Genomic DNA, 18,551 nt, shown 5'->3' with positions numbered 1-18,551 from the left:
GTTCGGAGGGCATTGAATGAGCACCAGACTGATCCTCGCCGGCTGCGGCAACATGGGCTACGCCATGCTCAAGGGCTGGCTGAATTCCGGCAAGCTGGCGCCCGGCGAGACCTTCGTGGTCGAACCCAACGCGGAACTCAGGGCCCGCGCGGCGGAGCTCGGCAGCCGCGTCGCCTCCGAGGTCGGCGGCATTCCGGCCGATGCCGCGCCGGAAATCGTCGTCATCGCGGTCAAGCCGCAGGTCATCCGCGAAGTCACCTCGGACTACCGTCGTTTCGGCAATGGCCGCACGACCTTCGTCAGCGTCGCCGCCGGCACGCCGGTCGGCACCTTCGTCGACATCCTCGGCGCACGCACCCCGATCGTCCGCTGCATGCCCAACACGCCGGCCTCGATCGGCAAGGGCATGATGGTGGTCTTTGCCAACGATCACGTCACCGACCAGGCGAAGGACTTCGTCGGCGACCTGTTGTCGGCCAGCGGCGAGGTGACGACGATCGCCGACGAGGGCCTGATGGACGCCGTGACTGCCGTTTCGGGTTCGGGGCCGGCCTATATCTTCCACTTCATCGAATGCCTGACGGCGGCGGCCGAGAGCGCCGGCCTCCCCGGGGACACTGCCCGGCTGCTCGCCATGCAGACCGTCTATGGCGCGGCGAGCCTCGCCGCCGAAAGCCGGGAAGACCCGGCCGTGCTGCGCAGGCAGGTGACCAGTCCGAACGGCACGACCGCGGCGGCACTCGCCGTGCTGATGGGCGAGGACAGGCTCAAGACCCTGCTGACCGAGGCGGTCGAGGCCGCCCGGCTGCGCTCGATCGAACTCGGAAAATAGCTAACGCCTGTCGGCTTCGGCCTGCAGTGCCCGGATGTGGGGAGCCGCGGCCTCGTTGACCGCGCGCTCCATGTCGCGGAACCGGCGGACGACCTCCGCGCCAAGCGGCGTCAACTCGGCGCCGCCGCCATGCCTGCCGCCGGTCTTGGCCTCCACGACCGGCTTGCCGAACATGTCCTTGAGTTCCTCGACCAGGTCCCAGGCGCGCTTGTAGGACATCTCCATGGCGCGCGCGGCCGCCGAGATCGAGCCGGTGGCGGCGATTTGTTCGAGAAGCTCGACCTTGCCGGGGCCGAGGCGGCCCTTGGGATCGAGATAGAGGCGCAAGGTCAGCGACGGCATCGGCTACTCCAGTCAGTCGCTGGTTAGCACAGCCCCGGTCCCTCTAGAAAGATTGGCGCGGTCGAAGGCCACCGTCTTGATCACCGCGAAGACGTCGCGGCCAGGCGCCAGCCCGAGCGTTTCCAGCGACTGGCGGGTGATGCGCGAGACAAGCATGTCGCCGCCGCAGTCGAGGCGGAGGTCGACCTGCGCACCGTCGACCGCGCCGATCTCGACGATGCGTCCCGGCAGGACGTTGAGCGCGCTCAGCCCGTGCGGCCGTTCGGTGGCGATCATCACGTCGCGCGCCCTGACGCGGACGCGCACCGTCGCGCCATCGCCGAGCGGGAGCCGCGGCACGCGCATCTGCCCCGCCGCGGTACCCAGCACCGTCATGCCGAATGCCTCGTCGTGGCCGAGCACCTTCATGTCGAGCACGGCACCGCCCTCGCCCACTTCCTCCGGCGGCAACAGGTCGAGCCGCTGCATGATGTCGGTGGTCGGGCCGGCGGCGGCGACCTTGCCGTTCGCCATCACCACGATGTCGGTGGCGAGCCGCGCCACCTCGGCGACGGAGTGGCTGACATAGACGATCGGGACCTTCGTCTCGTCGCGCAGCCGCTCGAGATAGGGCATGATCTCGGCCTTGCGGGCGTCATCCAGCGAAGCCAGCGGCTCGTCCATCAGCAACAGCCGGGGACTGGCGAGCAGCGCCCGTCCGATGGCGACGCGTTGCTTTTCGCCGCCCGACAGCAGCGCCGGGCGTCGCGCCAGGATATGGCCGATGCCGAGCATGTCGACCACGCGGTCGAATTCGGCATAGCGCTCGGCGCGCGGCGTGAACCAGCGGCCGTAGAGCAGGTTCGAGCGCACGGTCAAATGCGGGAACAGCCGGGCGTCCTGAAACACGCAGCCGACGCGTCGCCCGTGGGCGGGCAGGAAGGTGCGGGACGCAGTGTCGACCAGCGTCCGCCCGTCGATGACGATGCGGCCCGTATCCGGGCGGATCAGGCCGGCAACGAGGTTGACGAGCGAGGTCTTGCCCGAGCCCGACGGCCCGAACAGGGCGGTCAGATGCCCGGCACTCTCGAACCGGACTTCGAGCTTCAGCGCGCCGAGGCGGTGGCCGATGTCGACGGAGAGCGTCATTCCACGACCATCCGCTGGCCGACCTTGCGGGCGAACATCTCCGACACCACGAGCGCCAGCATCGATATGGCGACCGAGATCAGCGTCAGCCTCAGCGCGCCGGCGTCGCCGCCGGGCACCTGGGTGAATGTGTAGATCGCAGAGGGAAGGGTCTGGGTTTCGCCGGGAATGTTGGAAACGAAGGTGATGGTGGCGCCGAATTCGCCCATTGCCTTGGCAAAGGACAGGATCATGCCGGCGACGATGCCCGGCAGGATCAGCGGCAGGGTCACCGTCGCGAACACCCAGATTGGGCTCGCGCCCAGCGTGCCTGCGGCCTGTTCCAGCCGGCGGTCGACCGATTCGATGGAGAGGCGGATGGCGCGCACCATGAGCGGAAAGCCCATGACGGCGCAGGCAAGGGCAGCACCCGTCCAGCGGAACGAAAAGACGATGCCGAAATTCTCGGCCAGGAAGGAGCCGATCGGCCCGCGGCGGCCGAAGCTCAGGAGCAGCAGGTAGCCGGTCACCACTGGCGGCAGGACGAGCGGCAGGTGGACGACGCCGTTGAGCAGCGACTTGCCCCAGAACTTTCCGCGCGCCAGCAGAAGCGCAATCAGGATGCCGAAAGGCAGGCTGCCGGCCATCGCCCACAGCCCGACCTTGATCGACAGGCGGACCGCATTCCATTCGTCAGGAGTGAGGTCCAGCATTCCCTTGTCGCATTCCCTCAAAAAGCCTGTCCCACCCCGGCAGGCGGGATGGGACGCAAGTTTCCCCTATGGCGTGAGCTTACCCGGAAAGCGGTAAACCACTCCCTAGTCTAGTTGGAAGCCACCGGAGCGATCATGGTGAAACCCTGCGCTTCGAAAAGCTCCTTTGCCTTGGCGGACTGAAGATACTTCACGTACGCAGCCGCGTCCGGGTTCTTCGCGTCCGCCGTCAGGCCCACCGGGTAGACGATGGGAGGATGCGTCTCTTCCGGGAAGGTGGCGATGATCTTGACGCCCGGCTCGGCCGTTGCGTCGGTCTGGTAGACGATGCCTGCCGGCGCCTCGCCGGTGGCCACCAGCTTGAGGGCGGCGCGCACGTTCTCGGCCTGGGCCAGCTTGCCCTCCACCGACGACCAGACGCCGAGCTTTTCCAGCGCGGCCTTGCCGTATTTGCCGGCCGGCACGGCCTTGACGTCACCGATCGCGAGGCGGCCGTCGCCGAGCAGCTTGGCGAGATCGAAATTGGGCGCGATCTCGACGGCCGCGGCCGAGTCCTTCGGCGCGATGAGCACGATGCGGTTGCCGAGCAGCTTGACGTCGGAGCCTTCCTTGATGAGCTTCTTGTCGGCAAGATACTTCATCCAGTCGAGATCGGCGGAGATGAACACGTCGGCCGGCGCGCCTTCCTCGATCTGCTTGGCCAGCGCCGAGCTCGCCGCATAGGAAGCCGTCGCAGCCTTGCCGTTCTCGGCCTTCCAGGCCGCGTCGACGGCGTCGAGCGCGTTCTTGAGGCTTGCCGCCGCAAACACCACGACGTCGCCGTCGGCGCGCGCCGAAGGCAGGCCGAACGACAGCACCGCGGCCAGGCCGCCCGCGATCGCGGCGAGCCGCAAGCCAAATCCCCTACGCGTGAACATCATGATCCCTCCGAAATCTTTCGGCCGTCGGCGGCCGAGTTCGTTATATTCATACGGATATAACACATGGCAGGCAACTACCCGACCAGGTGGTTTTCCGAAGAAAGATCTGTCGTCCATTTGACGGTTGTCGACTGCACTTGGCACTGCAATCCGAGGGAGACTGGCCGCCCGGTTCATGGCATATGTCGCTGGCTTACCATGGGGATCGGGAAGTCTTGGCGACCGCGCCGGCGCCCTTGCCCCCTGCCGCCACACCGAGAAGAGCTTCCCCCAATGTCCGGCATCACCACCTACGAGATCATCTGGCTCGCCGTCGCCCTGCTCGGAGCAGGCGCCATCACCGGCCTCCTCGCAGGCGTGTTCGGCGTCGGCGGCGGCGCAGTCATCGTGCCGGTGCTCTATGAGCTGTTCCAGGCCGTCGGAGTGCCCGAAGAGGTGCGCATGCCGCTCTGCGTCGGCACCTCGCTCGCCATCATCATCCCGACCTCGATCCGCTCGTATGCCGCCCACCGCGCCAAGGGCGCGGTCGACATGACCATCCTCCGGCAATGGGCGGTTCCCGTCATCGTCGGCGTCGTCATGGGCAGCGTGATTGCGCGCTTCGCACCGGCCGACCTGTTCAAGGCGGTGTTCGTGGTGGTGGCGGGCATTTCGGCGATCCGGTTGCTGTTCGGCAAGGATTCCTGGCGGCTCGGCCTCGACATGCCGGGCAAGCTGGTGATGAACGCCTACGGCTGGATCATCGGCGTGCTGTCGAGCCTGATGGGCATCGGCGGCGGCCAATTGTCGAACCTGTTCATGACCTTCTACGGCCGCCCCATCCACCAGGCGGTGGCGACCTCCTCGGGCCTCGGCGTGCTGATCTCGATCCCCGGCGCGATCGGCTACATTTATGCCGGCTGGCCGCGCGCGGCCGAGTACCCCGACGTAGCGGCGCTGCAGTTCCCCTTCGCGCTCGGCTATGTCTCGCTCGTCGGCCTGATCCTGTTCGTGCCCACCAGCGTGCTGACGGCGCCGCTCGGCGCAAGGCTCGCGCACGCCCTGTCGAAGCGCAAGCTGGAGGTCGCCTTCGGCATCTTCCTGCTGCTCATCAGCCTGCGCTTCCTGCTCAGCCTGATCGGCTGAGGGGTTCCGGTCTCACCAAACGAAAACGCCCGGCACTGCCGGGCGTTCGCATTTTTGAAGATGAGCCGGTCACGCCCTTTCGAGAGCGACAGCGATGCCCTGCCCGACCCCGATGCACATGGTGGCAAGCGCCAGCCTGCCGCCGCGCAGGTTGAGCTCCAGCGCCGCCGTGCCGGCGATGCGGGCGCCCGACATGCCAAGCGGATGGCCAAGCGCGATCGCGCCGCCGTTCGGGTTCACGTGCTCCGCGTCCTCGGCAATGCCGAGTTCACGGAGCACGGCGATGCCTTGGGAGGCGAATGCTTCGTTGAGTTCGATCACGTCGAAGGCGGACGGCTGGATGCCGAGCCGCGCGCACAGCTTCTTCGTCGCCGGCGCGGGGCCGATGCCCATGACGCGCGGCGCGACACCCGCCGAGGCGCCGCCCAGGACGCGGGCGATCGGGGTCAGGCCATATTTCCTCACCGCCGCCGCCGAAGCGACGATCAGTGCCGCCGCCCCGTCGTTGACGCCCGAGGCATTGCCGGCCGTCACCGTGCCGCCCGGGCGGAACGGCGTCGGCAGCTTGGCCAGCGTCTCGATGGTGGTGCCGGCGCGCGGATGCTCGTCCTTGGCGACGACGATCGGGTCGCCCTTGCGCTGCGGGATCGTCACAGGGGTGATCTCCTTACCCAGCCGGCCGCTCTCCTGTGCCGCAACCGCCTTGTTCTGGCTGCGCACGGCAAAGGCGTCCTGGTCGGCGCGGCTGACGGAGAAGTCCTCGGCGACGTTCTCGCCGGTCTCGGGCATCGAATCGACGCCGTACTGCTTCTTCATGACAGGATTGACGAAACGCCAGCCGATGGTCGTGTCGTGGATCTCGGCATGGCGCGAGAAGGCGGTCTCCGCCTTGGGCATGACGAACGGCGCGCGGCTCATGCTTTCGACGCCGCCGGCGATCATCAGCTCGGCCTCGCCGGCCTTGATCGAACGGGCGGCATAGATCAGCGCGTCCATGCCCGAGCCGCAGAGCCGGTTGATGGTCGTGCCCGGCACCTCGACCGGCAGTCCGGCCAGAAGCAGCGACATGCGCGCGACATTGCGGTTGTCCTCGCCGGCCTGGTTGGCACAGCCGAAGACGACGTCGTCGACGGCCGCCCAGTCCACCGAGGCGTTGCGTTCCAGGAGCGCCTTGAGCGGCACCGCGCCAAGGTCGTCGGCGCGGACCGACGACAGTACGCCGCCGAAACGGCCGATGGGGGTGCGGATGTAGTCGCAGATGAAGGCTTCAGCCATCCTTGGATCCTCTCTTGGCGGAAACTGCCTCGCCCTTGTGGGCGGCGTCGGTGCGCGCCTTTAGATCACGCAGCGTCTGCAATTCCAACTGTGTCGGCACTGGCGTTTCCTCCAGCGTATCGGCGAATTTCACCGTCCAGCCGCAGGTCTCCTGGACCTTGTCGCGGGTGACGCCGGGATGCAGCGAAACGACCGTGAATTCCTTGGTCACCGGGTCCGGCTTCCAGATCGCCAGGTCGGTGATCAGCAGTGTCGGCCCCTTGGTGTCAATGCCGAGGCGCCGGCGGTGGTCGCCGCCCTCGCCATGGCCGAAGGAGGTGTAGAAGTCGATCTTCTCGACCATGCCGCGCTTGGACTGCGCCATGGTGATGTAGATCTCCTTCGAGGAGGTCGCGATCTCCGGCGCGCCGCCGCCGCCCGGCAGGCGGGTCTTCGGATGGGCGTAGTCGCCGATGACGGTGGTGTTGATGTTGCCGAACTTGTCGAGCTGGGCAGCCCCCAGGAAGCCGATGGAAATACGGCCTCCCTGCAGCCAGTAGCGGAACATCTCCGGCACCGAGACGGTGGTGACGGCGGTGTCGCACAATTCGCCGTCGCCGATCGACAGCGGCAGCACGTCGGGTGCCGTGCCGATGGTGCCGGATTCGTAGATCAGCGTGATGTCGGGCGCATGCGTCAGCCGCGCGACGTTGCAGGCGGCCGAGGGCGCGCCGATGCCGACGAAGCAGACGTCGTCGTTCTTGAGCGCGCGCGAAGCGGCGATCGTCATCATTTCATTGGGGGTGAAGCCGAGCTCGCTCATGCCGCGTTCCTCAGGTGTTCGACGCGCCCGGCAAAGTCGTCGGCGGTCTTTTCGATGACGTTCTTCTGCATCCATGCGGCGAAGCGGTCGCGGTCGGCGGCGATCTCGTCCCATTCGAGATAGGCGGCGTTGTCGCGAACGTAGTAGCCATGGGCGTAGGACGGGTGCGCCCCGCCCGGCACCACCGAGATCGCCGTCACCGACCAGCTGGGCAGCACCGTCAGGTTCGGGTGCAGGTCGTCGAAATCGTCGACCACCTCCTCGACGGTCACCACCGCGCGCCTGGCGGCAAGGGCCGCCTCCTTCTGGATGCCGATGATGCCTTCGACCAGCACGTCGCCCTTCCTGTTGGCCTTCTGGGCATGGATGAAGGTGACGTCGGGGCGAACCGCCGGCACCGCCGCCAGCACCTCGCCGGTGAACGGGCACGTCACCGACTTGATGTTCGGGTTGACCCTTGCGAGTTCGGCGCCGCGATAGCCGCGGAAGATGGCGCAAGGCAGACCGGCCGCCCCCGCCTCATAGGCGTTGGCCATGGCGGCATGGCTGTGCTCCTCGATCTCGAGGGCGTGCGGAAAGCCGTTCTCGACGGCGTCGCGCAGGCGGCGCAGCAGGCCGACGCCGGGATTGCCGGCATAGGAGAAGATCGCCTTCTTCGCCATGCCCATGCCGATCATCTGGTCGTAGATCAGGTCCGGCGTCATGCGCACCAGCGTCAGATCCTTGAAGCCCTGTCGGATCGCCTCATGCGCGGCGGCCGTGGGAATGAGATGCGTAAAGCCTTCGAAGGCCACGGTGTCGCCGTTGCCGAGGTTTTCGGCGACCGCCCTCGACAAGGGGAGGAATTTGGTCATCGCGTTTCGTCCCAATGGTCAAAAGTTCGTATTGCGAACATTTGTTTTCTATGCGATACATTCTTGGAGCAAGATTGCCGCAGAGTCAAGAACGAGGCTCTGCCCAGCCGGTTTTCGGGGAATGCCGCCATGCGCGACGATGAGAATGGGCGAGACCACGTCACCTCGCTTGAGCGCGGCCTGGCCGTGATGGAGATCCTGGCGGCCAATCCGCGCGGACTGACGCTCACCGAAACGGCCGAGAAGGCCGGGCTGACGCGCGCCGGCGCACGCCGCTTCCTGCTGACGCTTACGGCAACCGGCTACGCCGTTCAGGCCGGCCGCAACTTCTCGCTGTCGCCTAGGCTCTTGGCGCAGGCGCGCATCTGGCTGCACGGCGTGCCGCTATGGACCTTCGCCGAACCCTTCATGAAGGAAACGGCCGCCAAGCTGCACGAGTCCTGCTCGGCCGCGATCCTCTCGGGCGAGGACATGGTCTATGTCGCGCGCGTGCCAGGGCCGCGCATCATCGCCGTCGACCTGCAGGTCGGCGCCCACCTGCCCGCCTTCTGCACCGCCATGGGCCGGGTACTGCTGTCGGGACTTTCCGAGCCGGATCTCGGGGCCTTCCTGGCGCGCGCGGCACTGGAGCGGCGCACGCCGAAGACCGTCACCGACGTGGCGAAGCTCAGCGAGATCATCGCCTCGGTGCGGACGAACGGCTACGCCCTGGTCGACGAGGAACTGGAAATCGGCCTGCGGTCGATCGCCGTGCCCCTGCGCGATCGCTCGGGCGCGATCGTCGCGGCAGTCAACGTTTCGACGCAGTCGACGCGCCACACGCCGACGGAAATGGAGGCGGAGATCCTGCCGATCCTGAAACAGACCGCGGCACGGATCAGCGACTTCTTCGTCGGGCAGTGATCAGGGGCGCATCGAGCCGGTTTCGACATAGCGCTGGTGCCAGGACAGCGCCTCGCTGAGCAGCGACGGCGACTGCAGGCCGTAGGAATGCTTCAGCGCCCGCTCGAAATAGTCGGCCAGCGCCGGGCGATAGTCCGGATGGGCGCAGTTGTCGATGATTAGCCGCGCGCGCTGTTTGGGCGACAGGCCGCGCAGGTCCGCAAGCCCCTGCTCGGTGACCAGCACCTGGACGTCCTGGTTGATGTGATCGACATGGCTCGCCTGCGGCACGATGGCCGAGATCTTGCCGCCCTTGGCCGTCGATGGTGTCATGAAGATCGACACATAGGCGTTGCGGGCGAAGTCGCCGGAACCGCCGATGCCGTTCTGGATGCGCGACCCCATGATGTGAGTCGAGTTGACGTTGCCGTAGATGTCGGCCTCGATCAGGCCGTTCATGGCGATGCAGCCGAGCCGGCGGATCAGTTCGGGATGATTGCTGATCTCCTGGGGGCGCAGGATCATCTTGTCGCGGTAGCGGCCCATGTCGGCGTTTAGGCTGGCCGCGGCTTCCGGGCTCAGCGAAAAAGCAGTGGCGGAGGCCATGCGTAGCTTGCCCGAGTCGATCAGGTCGAGCATGCCGTCCTGGATGACCTCGGTGAAGGCGGTCATGTTCTCGAACGGGCCGTCGACGAGCCCGGTCAGCACCGCATTGGCGATGTTGCCGACTCCCGACTGGATCGGCAGCAGCGACGCCGGCAGCCTGCCCTTGTTCACCTCATGGGCGAAGAATTCGAGCAGATGGCCGGCGATCGCATGGGCTGTCTCGTCGGGCTTGGAAAACGGCTGGTTGCGATCGGGCGCGTCGGTCTCGACGATCGCCACGATCTTTGCGGGGTCGCAGCGGAAATAGGCCTCGCCGATGCGGTCGTCGGCCTTGACCAGCGGGATCGGCACGCGATGCGGCGGCAGCGCCGTGCCGTAGTAGATATCGTGCATGCCCTCGAGCTCGGCATTCTGCCAGCGGTTCACCTCGAGGATCACCTGCTCGGCACGGTCGAGCCAAGTCTTGTTGTTGCCGACCGACGACGACGGCACCAGCGAGCCGTCGGGCCGGATGGCCGAGACTTCGACGACAGCCGTGTCGAGCGGGCCGAGAAAGCCCTGCCAGGCGACTGGCGCCACCTGGCTCAGATGCATGTCGAAATATTCCATCTCGCCGCGGTTGATCTTGTCGCGGGCGATCGGGTCGGAATTGTAGGGAAGGCGGAACTCGATGCCGTCGGCCTTGGCCAGCGCCCCGTCGAGTTCAGGCCCCGTCGAAGCGCCGGTCCAGACGCGCAGACTGAACGGATTGCCCCTGGCGTGCTCGGCCTCGATGCGGGCGGCGAGCGCCACGGGCACGGTCTTGGGATAGCCAGAGCCGGTGAAGCCGCTCATGCCCACGGTGGTATCCGGCCTGATCAGGGACGCCGCCTCCTCGGCGGTCATCACCTTCGAACGCAAGCTCTCGCAGCCGATCCGTGCCATGTCGCCTCTCCAGCGCTTGTCGTTTCGCCCTCTCCCATCGCCGGCTGTCGTGCCGGGTTCCATTTTTTGGAAGGTGATATGGCATCCGACACGGCGCGCAAAGGGGCCATTGTGCCGCGACCGACTTACGTCGCGGCAGATTCAGGCGGCTTCGGCCAGTCCGTTGCGCTTGCCGTTGAGGCGGATCACGGCCTTGATCGGCAGATGGTCCGAGGCGACGCGCGCCAGCGCGCTGTCATGCGCCTCGATGTCGACGAGCAGATTGTGCGGCCGCGCCATCACCCGGTCGAGCGCGAGCACGGGGAAGCGCGACGGGAAGCTCGGCACGATGGCGTGCGTGGGGCCGAAGGCCGGCTCCAGGCTGCGCAGCGACGAGCGCTTGCCCAGCCGCCACTCGTTGAGGTCGCCGACCAGCACCGTGGGCTTGTCGCTATGCAGTTCGGCGGCTGTCAGCAGCGTGCCGGCCTGCAGCTTGCGCGAATGGCGCAGCAGGCCAAAATGCGCGGCGATCACGCGCAGGGGACCGGCGTCGAGTTCGAGATCGACGATGACCGCGCCGCGCGGCTCGGCACCGGGCAGCACGAGCTGCTGCGCCGAGCTTACCGATCCTTTGCGGAAAAGCACGACGTTGCCATGCCAGCCATGGCTCTTGCGCCGTCCGGCGAGTGGAACCGGCACGAGCCCGGTCTCGCGCTCCACCGCATTCAGGTCCAGCAGGCCCGCGCGGTCGCCAAAACGCTGGTCGGCTTCCTGCAGGGCTATGACGTCGGCATCGATCTCGGAGATCACCTGCATCGTCCGCCGCGGATCGAAGCGGCGGTCCAGCCCGACGCATTTATGTACGTTGTAGGAGGCGATCACGATCTCGCTGAAGCCGGCGTTTTCGTGGGTCAGCTCCGCCGCCCGCTGCGATGGGGCGTCGATGAGCTGTTCTCCACTGGCCTTTGCGGGACTCTCCAAGCCGTGTCTGCTAACCATCACTCGTCTGGAATCTCTGGGAAATTCGTGGTCACTTGAGGCAGGCGTCGTCGTTGAGTGTAACCTATATGGTCCAAGTGTTCGAGATTTTCCACGTGCGTCACTATGGCCATCCACGATACAGATATTGCGGCATGCGGCCGCATGGGCCGCCGGGCAGGACGCGGCATGAAACTCCTGGCCATCGTGATCGCCGTGGTGGGGGTTCTGGTGATCGCCTCCCTGCTGGCCGTCTATGCCTACGGGCGCTTCGCCAAGCGAGCACGGGGTGCGCCGACCTTCGCCTTGCCAAGGGCGCCGGGCGAAACCGAGTTCGACGTCCTGGCCGGGCCGCTTCTGGCCAACCACCCGGGACAAACCGGCCTGGCGCTGCTCTCCAGCAACCTTCACGCCTTCGCCGTCCGAGCCTATCTGGCGCGCCATGCGGCGCGCAGCCTCGATCTGCAGTACTACTACTGGAAAGGCGACCTGACCGGGCGCCTGCTCGCCCGTGAAATCCTCGCCGCCGCCGACCGCGGCGTCCGCGTGCGGCTGCTCATTGACGACATCAACACGCGTGGCTTCGACCGCGACTACCTCGCTCTCGACAGCCACCCCAACATCCACCTGCGGCTGTTCAACCCCAGCTGGGCACGCTCGTTCGGGCTGCAGCGCGGGCTGGAGCTGGTGCTGCGCGCGGTGCGAACCACGCGCCGCATGCACAACAAGGCCTGGATCGCCGACGGCAGGCTGGCCATCGTCGGCGGCCGCAACATCGGCGACGCCTATTTCGACGCTTCGGAAGAGGCCAATTTCCGCGACATGGACCTGCTGATCGTGGGTCCTGCGGTCGACCAGGCCGAAAGCATCTTCGACCGGTACTGGAACAGCGAGGCCGTGCTGCCGATCCGTCCGCTCGCCGGCTTCGCCAGGCCCGACCTTCCGGCATTGAGGAAGCGTCTCGACCGTGCAGCGACCACCGGCCGGGCGGAGCCCTATCTCCGCCGCATCGCCGAGGAGCGCAGCGAATGGTCGGGCTCCGGCATGGGTCGGCTGCGCTGGGGCGGCGAGGTCGCGGTGGTTTCCGACCCGCCGGAAAAGGCGATGGGCGTCGGCGAAGACGGATGGCTGATCCGGTCGATCGGCCCGGTATTGCGGTCGGCCGTGCGCGAACTGAGGATCGTCTCGCCCTACTTCATACCGGGCGAGGACGGCACGCGGCAGCTCGCGGCGCTGGCCCGGAGCGGCGTCGCGGTCACGGTGCTGACGAATTCCCTGGCCGCGACCGACGTCGCCGCGGTGCACGGCGCCTATGTGCGCTATCGCAGGGCCCTCATCGACCAGGGCGTCGAGATCTTCGAGCTCAAGCCGAACGACGAGCGGACCGACATCTCGCTGTTCGGCTCGAAGGGCGCCAGCCTGCATACCAAGGCATTCGTCGCGGACGGATCGGCGGGGTTCGTCGGCTCCTTCAACTTCGACCCGCGCTCGGCCTCGCTCAACACCGAGATGGGCGTGCTGTTCCGCCAGGAGCAACTTGCCCGCGAGGTGGAGCAGGTCATCGCCACGCAGACCTGCCCGCGGGCCAGCTTCCGCGTGACGATCGTCGACGGCGCGCTCAGATGGACCGACATGTCGTCGAACCGACCACGCGAGATGAAGCATGAGCCGCAGGCCAGCCTGCGGCGCAGGGTCGTCGCCAGGGTCATCGGCTGGCTGCCGGTCGAATCGCAGCTGTAGCGCCGCTGGCCGAAACCCGGGACGCTACCCCGTCTACCAATCAGGAACTCAACGCCGCCAGGACCTGCGCGGCCAGCTGCAGCCCGATCGTCACGATCAGGGCCGCGGCGATCGGCACGCCGAACGGCACGACACGCCTGCGGTCGAGATGCTCGACATAGACGCGGAACGCCGGCGACGGCAAAAGCATCGGGTTCCTCACCACCATCACGGTGACGATCGCGAAGACCAGCAGGGCGATGGCGAAGACCATGAGATCCGCCCCGCCCGACACGAACGGCGCGACCGCCATCAGCTTGACGTCGCCCGCCCCCACCTTCTTGAGCAGCCAGAACGGAAACAGCGCCAGGAAAAGCGCCAGCCCTGCCGCCGCGCTGAGGCCGAGGTCCCACCACGAGCCCTGCGCGAGCCCCGCCAGGAACAGCGATGCCGCTCCCAGGCAAAGCAAGAGGAGCACGTTGCTGTTGGCGATGCGATGGGTCGTGAAGTCGAGCCTGGCGATCCTGAAAAGCAGCGGGATCGCCAGGAGCTTCATGAGCATCGCGGCGGCCGGCAGCATGTTCAGCGCTCGATGTTGTTGACGCTCGACGAGAGCAGCTTGAGGTTGTTTGCCACCGTCGGATCGTTGGGCGCGATCTCATAGGCCTTGAGGAAGTTGCTGCGCGCCTGTTGCAGGTTTCCCCGCAGCAGATACGAGTAGCCGACATTGTTGTAATATTCGACCGTCGGGCCGAGATGCTTGACCGCCTGCCTGTAGGCGAGGTCCGACAGGTCGAAACGACGGATGCGGTCCGTCGAAGCGGCAAGCCCCAGCCAGGCGACGCCGTCATTCGGCGCAAGCTGCACGGCCTTGTAGAACAAGGCGCCGGCATTGCCGTAGTTCTCCTGCCGGAACTGGTTCTTGGCCTCGGTCACGGCCTGGTCGGAGGCGTAGTATTCGACGTCGGAGACGGTCTTGAGCCCCTGGAAGGCGTCGCCGAAGGCGGTGAATTCCGGGGAGACCGGTTCGTTGGTGCGCACCACGCCGTCGTCGAGCGCACTACCGGTCTGGCAGCCGGCAAGCGCGGCCCCAATGAAAAGGGCAGCCGCGGCAATCAGGATAGGCCTTGTCATGCTTGTCTCGTCCCCTCGGCGCACCGGGCACCATCTGCATTTTGCCCCGGTTCGCATGCCCCGTCAAAAGAACACGCCCCTCATGCGGATAATGACCGGCAGCATGATGATCATCAATACCACCGGGAAGATGCACAGGCCCAGCGGTATCATCATTTTCACCGGCAAAGAATTGGCTCGGTCCTCGGCGCGCAGGATGCGCTGGGTCCGCATCTCGTCGCTGTAGACGCGCAGCGCTTCGGTGAGACTGGTCCCGAGTTCCTCGGACTGACGGAACAGCACGGCGAGCGACCGCGCCTCGTCGAGGCCCATGCGATCGGCGAGGTCGCGCAGCGCATCGCGCAGCGGCTTGCCGGCCCTGAGCTGCAGATTCATGATCGACAGCTGGATGCCGAGCCACTTGTGCGTGCCGGCGAGCTCGCTGCTCACCCGTTCCACCGCCGCCTCGAGACTCATGCCGGCATCGGCGCAGGTGATCATCATGTCCATGAAGTCGGGGAAGCCAATGCGGTACTGGCGCTGCCTGGCGCGCTCGAAGCGGTCGAGCGCGACGCTCGGGACGACGAGGCAGGCAAGCCCGAACAGCGCCGCTCCCGCGAAGGCCACGAAGCCGGGCAGCTGCGGCGGCAGCACCCGCGACAGCAGCAGATAGGCGCCGAGAAAGCCCAAGACCACCGCCCCGATCCGGCTCAACATGTAGATCAGCGGCGCGCCCTTCTGGTGGAAGCCGGCGCGGAACAGTCTCAGTTCGAGCGCGTCGGGCTTGCCGCGTTCCTTTTCGAGCGCGCGGAAATAGGCATCGACCGGCCGCTGCGCCGCGGCCCGCGCCACCTGCTCCTGGGCCGCAAGCGACCGTCGGTCGGGGATCCCGTCGGCAAGCAGGCTGCGGGCGACCATCCTGCGCGTCTGGATGACCGGCAGGATCACCAGCGCGCCGAACAGGAACAGCGAGGCGGCCGCGGCAAACACCGCCGTCGAGAGCAGAAGACCCGAATTCTCGACGCTGGAGAGGAGTTCCATGCCAGCCCCCTCAGATCTCGAAATTGACCATGCGGTACATGATGAACGCGCCCAGCAGTCCCCAGACGCCGAAAGCCACGAATACGGGCATGATCAAGGGGTTGCCCCAGACCCCGCCATAGTAGGCCGGGGCGATCAGCTGGAGGATGAAGAACATCACGATCGGAAAGAGCGAGATGATCCAGGCCGACACCCGGCCCTCTGACGAGAGCGCGCGTATCTTGAGCCGCAGCTTCTGGCGCTCGCGCAGCACGCGCCCCAGGTTGGAAAGGATCTCGGTCAGGTTGCCGCCGGTCTTGGCCTGGATCGACAGCGACACCGACAGGAGGTTGAGCCCCTCGAAGCCGACGCGCTGGGCGAGTTTCTTGACCGCCTGTTCGAGGCTCAGGCCGAAAGTGATCTCGTCGGCGACGATGCCGAATTCCGTGCCGATCGGGTCCGGCATCTCGCGGGCAACCAGTGCGATCGCAACGGTGGTCGGGTGGCCGGCGCGCAGCGAGCGCACGATCATGTCGAGCGCGTCCGGCAGCTGCTTGGCGAATTTCCGGATGCGCTTGTTGCGCGCCCGCCGCAGCACGAGCAGCGGCAGCACGAAAGCGACTACCGCGAAGACCATCGCTCCCAGGGCCGGCGAAAAGGCCAGGAGCAGCATGGCCAGCAGCGCCAGCGCCAGACCGGCAAGCATGAAGACGGCGGCGAAGGCCAGCGGATTTCCGGTGATGCCGGACTGCGTGTAGAGCCGGTTGAGCCAGACGATGCCGTAGCTGAAGTCGCCGCTCTCGGTCAGGCCGCGCTCGCGTAGCAGGCCCTGCAGCGTCTGCTCGGCCGCCCCCTCTTCGGCCAGGCGCTTCAGCCTGCGGTTGATCGCGCCCGCGGTCGCCCGCCGGCCGGCATAGGAAAGATAGAGGGTTTCAACCGCCAGGATGGCCGCCGCCGCCGCCAGCACGTAGATGACATAGAGGAGCGTCTGGCCGGTCAGCATCAGAGCGCCACCTGCGGGTTGAAGGCGTCCTTGGCGAAGTGGTGGCCCAGCGTCGCCGCTTCCTGGGCGAAACGCGGCCGGATGCCGGTGGCGCGGAAGTCGCCGACGATCTTGCCGTCCTCGGCCACGTCGCGGCGGACGAAGTGGTAGATCTCCTGCAGTTGGATGACGCTGCCTTCCATGCCGGTCAGCTCCGAGATCGAGATCACCCGCCTGCCGCCGTCGGACAGGCGCTGGGTCTGGACGATGATGTCGATGGCCGAGGCGATCTGGGCGCGGATGGATTCTGCCGTCATCGGCATTCCGGCCATGCCGACCATCTGCTCGAGGCGCGACAGCGCATCGCGCGGCGTGTTCGCGTGGATCGTGGTCATCGATCCCTCGTGGCCGGTGTTCATCGCCTGCAGCATGTCGAAGGCTTCCTCGCCGCGCACCTCGCCGACGATGATGCGGTCGGGGCGCATGCGCAGCGCGTTCTTGACCAGCTCGCGCTGGCGCACCTCGCCCTTGCCCTCGACATTGGGAGGCCGCGTCTCCAGCCGGCCGACATGCGGCTGCTGCAGCTGCAGCTCGGCCGCGTCCTCGATGGTGATCAGCCGCTCGCGGTGCGAGATGTAGCTCGACAGCGCGTTGAGCAAGGTGGTCTTGCCGCTGCCGGTGCCGCCCGAAACCAGGATCGACTTGCGCGACTGCACCGCGATCCTGAGCATGTCGATCATCGGCGGGCGGATGGAGTTGAATTCGACCAGGCGCTCCAGCGAATAGGGATGCCGGGAAAACTTGCGGATCGATACCAGCGGCCCGTCGACCGAGATCGGGCGCACGGCCACGTTGACACGCGACCCGTCCTCGAGGCGAGCGTCCACCATGGGATAGGATTCGTCGACGCGGCGGCCGATCGCCGAGACGATCTTGTTGATGACGCGCAACAGATGCGCCTCGTCGCGGAAGCGGATCGGCGTCTCTTCGAGCACGCCGCGGCGCTCGATGAACACGCGCCTGTGCGTGTTGATCAGGATGTCGGCGATGGAATCGTCCTTGAGCAGCGGCTCGATCGGGCCGAGGCCGAGCATCTCGTCGGCCGTGTCGCTGGTCAGCTGGTCGAGCTCGCGGGCGTTGAAGGGCAGGTTTCGGTTGCGCACGAACTCGCGCACGATCGGCCGGATCTCGTTGAGGATCTCGTCCTTCGAGGCGGTGTCGAGCGCGGCCAGGTTGAACCGCTCGATCAGGTGGCTGTGGATGTCGACCTTGAGCGCCAGCAGGCGGTCCGCCTCGCTGTCCGTGTCTTCAGGGGTCGGAACGAAATTGGCCGCAATTTCAGGAACAGGTGTCACGACCTGGGGAACGGCTGCGCCGTTCGATCTGGTAAAGCGTCCGAGCATGACTACGCCTCACTCCTTGTGCCCGGCACCTGCGACCCGCGTGGATCGCGGTCCGAACCGATCTCCGCCTTGCGCGGCGGCCGATGAGGAGGCCATTTGCATTTGAGCAGCAGCGAGCCGGACCCGCATGTCGGATCGCAGATGTCGTCGCCTTCCTCCGGCTCGACCAGCCTTGCCATCAGCATCGACACTTCCGCTGGCGTATAGAATTCGCCCGCCTTCTTGCCAGCCGACGCTGCGAACTTCGAGATCAGGAACTCGTAGGCCCCGCCTATGATGTCGAGATCGCCCACGCGGCTCGGGCGCATGTCGAGTTCGGGCTTGGCAAAATCCTCCAGCAGATGGCGGAGAATGTCATTCTTCTGCTCCTCGTCGCCTAGCCTGTTGGCGTTGAACGAGATGTCCTGGAACACGTCGCGCAGCTTCGACCCGTTCGCCTCCTCGATGGCGTGCAGCGCCTTGTCGATGCGCTCGCCATTGCCCGCCTTGTGCCGGTCGCGGTGGAGATCATAGAAGTTCGCGCGCTTCGGCAGCACAAACTGCTCCTGCGCCATCATCGCTTCGATGAGTTCGGGATGATCCCCGTGCTTGGACTTGTAGCTGTCGTAGTGGTCCTTCCAGACATCGGAGATGTATTTCAGGAACAGCATGGTCAGCACGTAGTCCTTGTAGACCGATGCATCGACCGTGCCCCGGAAGGTGTCGCACGCCGCCCATGCCGCCTTATTGATAGTGTCCTGTGTGATGCGCTGCTGCATTAACTCAACTATGCCCGCCTGACTGAACCCTTGTTGCGATCAGGCTTGTATCGCAATGTTTCGTGCAAGGCGAAGCATTGGTTGAGTGGGTCTAAAATTTGCCGAAAAATCCGAGAGATCACCTCGACAGGGATGGATCGCGCGATACCCCCCGTAGGGGTACGCTTCTCGTGTGGACTGGCGTCGGATGAGTCTTTGAGGTCGACCCCATGGCGAC

At 66.3% G+C, this 18,551-nt stretch carries 19 protein-coding genes; 4 read left to right on the top strand and 15 right to left on the bottom strand.

What is annotated here, in order from left to right; genetic code table 11:
* Positions 1–16 precede the first annotated feature (16 nt).
* A complete protein-coding gene (gene proC / locus J2X50_RS13535) occupies positions 17–832 on the top strand; it encodes a pyrroline-5-carboxylate reductase (RefSeq protein WP_429095699.1) in 816 nt (271 codons plus the stop codon).
* Here the strand turns inward: proC and J2X50_RS13530 are convergent, their stop codons facing one another.
* From J2X50_RS13530 to modA, 4 genes are all read right to left on the bottom strand, one after another.
* Positions 833–1,174, bottom strand: coding sequence for a winged helix-turn-helix domain-containing protein (locus J2X50_RS13530; protein WP_429095696.1), 342 nt, complete (start codon positions 1,172–1,174; stop codon positions 833–835).
* 12 nt (positions 1,175–1,186) lie between these two features.
* Positions 1,187–2,302, bottom strand: a complete 1,116-nt coding sequence (modC, locus tag J2X50_RS13525; protein ID WP_429095693.1) for a molybdenum ABC transporter ATP-binding protein — start codon at positions 2,300–2,302, stop codon at positions 1,187–1,189.
* Positions 2,299–2,994, bottom strand: coding sequence for a molybdate ABC transporter permease subunit (modB, locus tag J2X50_RS13520; RefSeq protein WP_429095690.1), 696 nt, complete (start codon positions 2,992–2,994; stop codon positions 2,299–2,301). The genes modC and modB overlap by 4 nt, the downstream gene beginning before the upstream one ends.
* 110 nt (positions 2,995–3,104) lie before the next feature.
* Positions 3,105–3,911: a molybdate ABC transporter substrate-binding protein gene (gene modA / locus J2X50_RS13515; RefSeq protein ID WP_429095905.1), complete on the bottom strand. Its 807-nt coding sequence runs from the start codon at positions 3,909–3,911 to the stop codon at positions 3,105–3,107.
* Between the two features lie 276 nt (positions 3,912–4,187).
* On the opposite strand from modA, the gene J2X50_RS13510 reads away from it, so the two are divergent.
* The gene (locus J2X50_RS13510; protein WP_429095687.1) at positions 4,188–5,039 is read left to right on the top strand and encodes a sulfite exporter TauE/SafE family protein; all 852 of its coding nucleotides are present in this window, start codon (positions 4,188–4,190) and stop codon (positions 5,037–5,039) included.
* A gap of 69 nt (positions 5,040–5,108) precedes the next feature.
* Here the strand turns inward: J2X50_RS13510 and pcaF are convergent, their stop codons facing one another.
* Genes pcaF through J2X50_RS13495 form a run of 3 tightly spaced genes read right to left on the bottom strand, consistent with a single transcriptional unit; the run spans position 5,109 to position 7,970 of the window.
* Positions 5,109–6,314: a 3-oxoadipyl-CoA thiolase gene (gene pcaF, locus J2X50_RS13505; protein WP_429095684.1), complete on the bottom strand. Its 1,206-nt coding sequence runs from the start codon at positions 6,312–6,314 to the stop codon at positions 5,109–5,111.
* A complete protein-coding gene (locus tag J2X50_RS13500; RefSeq protein ID WP_429095682.1) occupies positions 6,307–7,116 on the bottom strand; it encodes a CoA-transferase subunit beta in 810 nt (269 codons plus the stop codon). Before J2X50_RS13500 ends, pcaF begins: the two co-directional genes overlap by 8 nt.
* Entirely contained in the window at positions 7,113–7,970 is an 858-nt protein-coding gene (locus J2X50_RS13495) for a CoA transferase subunit A (protein ID WP_429095680.1), read from the bottom strand. Before J2X50_RS13495 ends, J2X50_RS13500 begins: the two co-directional genes overlap by 4 nt.
* A 129-nt stretch (positions 7,971–8,099) precedes the next feature.
* Here J2X50_RS13495 and J2X50_RS13490 point away from each other — a divergent pair, with 129 nt between their 5' ends.
* Positions 8,100–8,873 (top strand): IclR family transcriptional regulator domain-containing protein, encoded by a 774-nt coding sequence (locus J2X50_RS13490; protein WP_429095678.1) that lies wholly within the window; start codon positions 8,100–8,102, stop codon positions 8,871–8,873.
* Here J2X50_RS13490 and J2X50_RS13485 read toward each other — a convergent pair whose 3' ends face one another.
* Both J2X50_RS13485 and J2X50_RS13480 read right to left on the bottom strand, forming a co-directional pair.
* A complete protein-coding gene (locus J2X50_RS13485) occupies positions 8,874–10,382 on the bottom strand; it encodes an acetyl-CoA hydrolase/transferase family protein (protein WP_429095675.1) in 1,509 nt (502 codons plus the stop codon).
* Between the two features lie 141 nt (positions 10,383–10,523).
* Positions 10,524–11,306 carry an endonuclease/exonuclease/phosphatase family protein gene (locus tag J2X50_RS13480; protein WP_429095903.1) on the bottom strand — a complete coding sequence of 261 codons (783 nt, stop codon included), beginning with the start codon at positions 11,304–11,306 and terminating at the stop codon, positions 10,524–10,526.
* A 222-nt stretch (positions 11,307–11,528) separates the two neighbouring features.
* On the opposite strand from J2X50_RS13480, the gene J2X50_RS13475 reads away from it, so the two are divergent.
* Positions 11,529–13,079, top strand: coding sequence for a phospholipase D family protein (locus tag J2X50_RS13475; RefSeq protein WP_429095673.1), 1,551 nt, complete (start codon positions 11,529–11,531; stop codon positions 13,077–13,079).
* Positions 13,080–13,119: 40 nt separating this feature from the next.
* On the opposite strand, the gene J2X50_RS13470 is transcribed toward J2X50_RS13475, so the two are convergent.
* From J2X50_RS13470 to J2X50_RS13445, 6 genes are all read right to left on the bottom strand, one after another.
* On the bottom strand, positions 13,120–13,638 hold the full coding sequence (locus tag J2X50_RS13470) for a prepilin peptidase (RefSeq protein WP_429095670.1): 519 nt from the start codon (positions 13,636–13,638) through the stop codon (positions 13,120–13,122).
* A 2-nt stretch (positions 13,639–13,640) separates the two neighbouring features.
* Positions 13,641–14,192 (bottom strand): tetratricopeptide repeat protein, encoded by a 552-nt coding sequence (locus tag J2X50_RS13465; protein WP_429095667.1) that lies wholly within the window; start codon positions 14,190–14,192, stop codon positions 13,641–13,643.
* A gap of 63 nt (positions 14,193–14,255) precedes the next feature.
* Positions 14,256–15,212: a type II secretion system F family protein gene (locus J2X50_RS13460; protein ID WP_429095664.1), complete on the bottom strand. Its 957-nt coding sequence runs from the start codon at positions 15,210–15,212 to the stop codon at positions 14,256–14,258.
* A gap of 10 nt (positions 15,213–15,222) precedes the next feature.
* A complete protein-coding gene (locus J2X50_RS13455) occupies positions 15,223–16,194 on the bottom strand; it encodes a type II secretion system F family protein (RefSeq protein ID WP_429095661.1) in 972 nt (323 codons plus the stop codon).
* On the bottom strand, positions 16,194–17,576 hold the full coding sequence (locus tag J2X50_RS13450) for a CpaF family protein (protein ID WP_429095658.1): 1,383 nt from the start codon (positions 17,574–17,576) through the stop codon (positions 16,194–16,196). The genes J2X50_RS13455 and J2X50_RS13450 overlap by 1 nt, the downstream gene beginning before the upstream one ends.
* A gap of 2 nt (positions 17,577–17,578) precedes the next feature.
* Positions 17,579–18,334 carry a type I restriction-modification system subunit M N-terminal domain-containing protein gene (locus J2X50_RS13445; RefSeq protein WP_429095655.1) on the bottom strand — a complete coding sequence of 252 codons (756 nt, stop codon included), beginning with the start codon at positions 18,332–18,334 and terminating at the stop codon, positions 17,579–17,581.
* Positions 18,335–18,551: the final 217 nt, after the last annotated feature.

The sequence above is a fragment of the Aminobacter sp. BE322 genome, from assembly GCF_050433525.1.
Taxonomy (GTDB): Bacteria; Pseudomonadota; Alphaproteobacteria; order Rhizobiales; family Rhizobiaceae; genus Aminobacter.
Note: the sequence above shows the minus strand (reverse complement) of the source record. Positions and strands in the feature narration are given on the sequence as shown.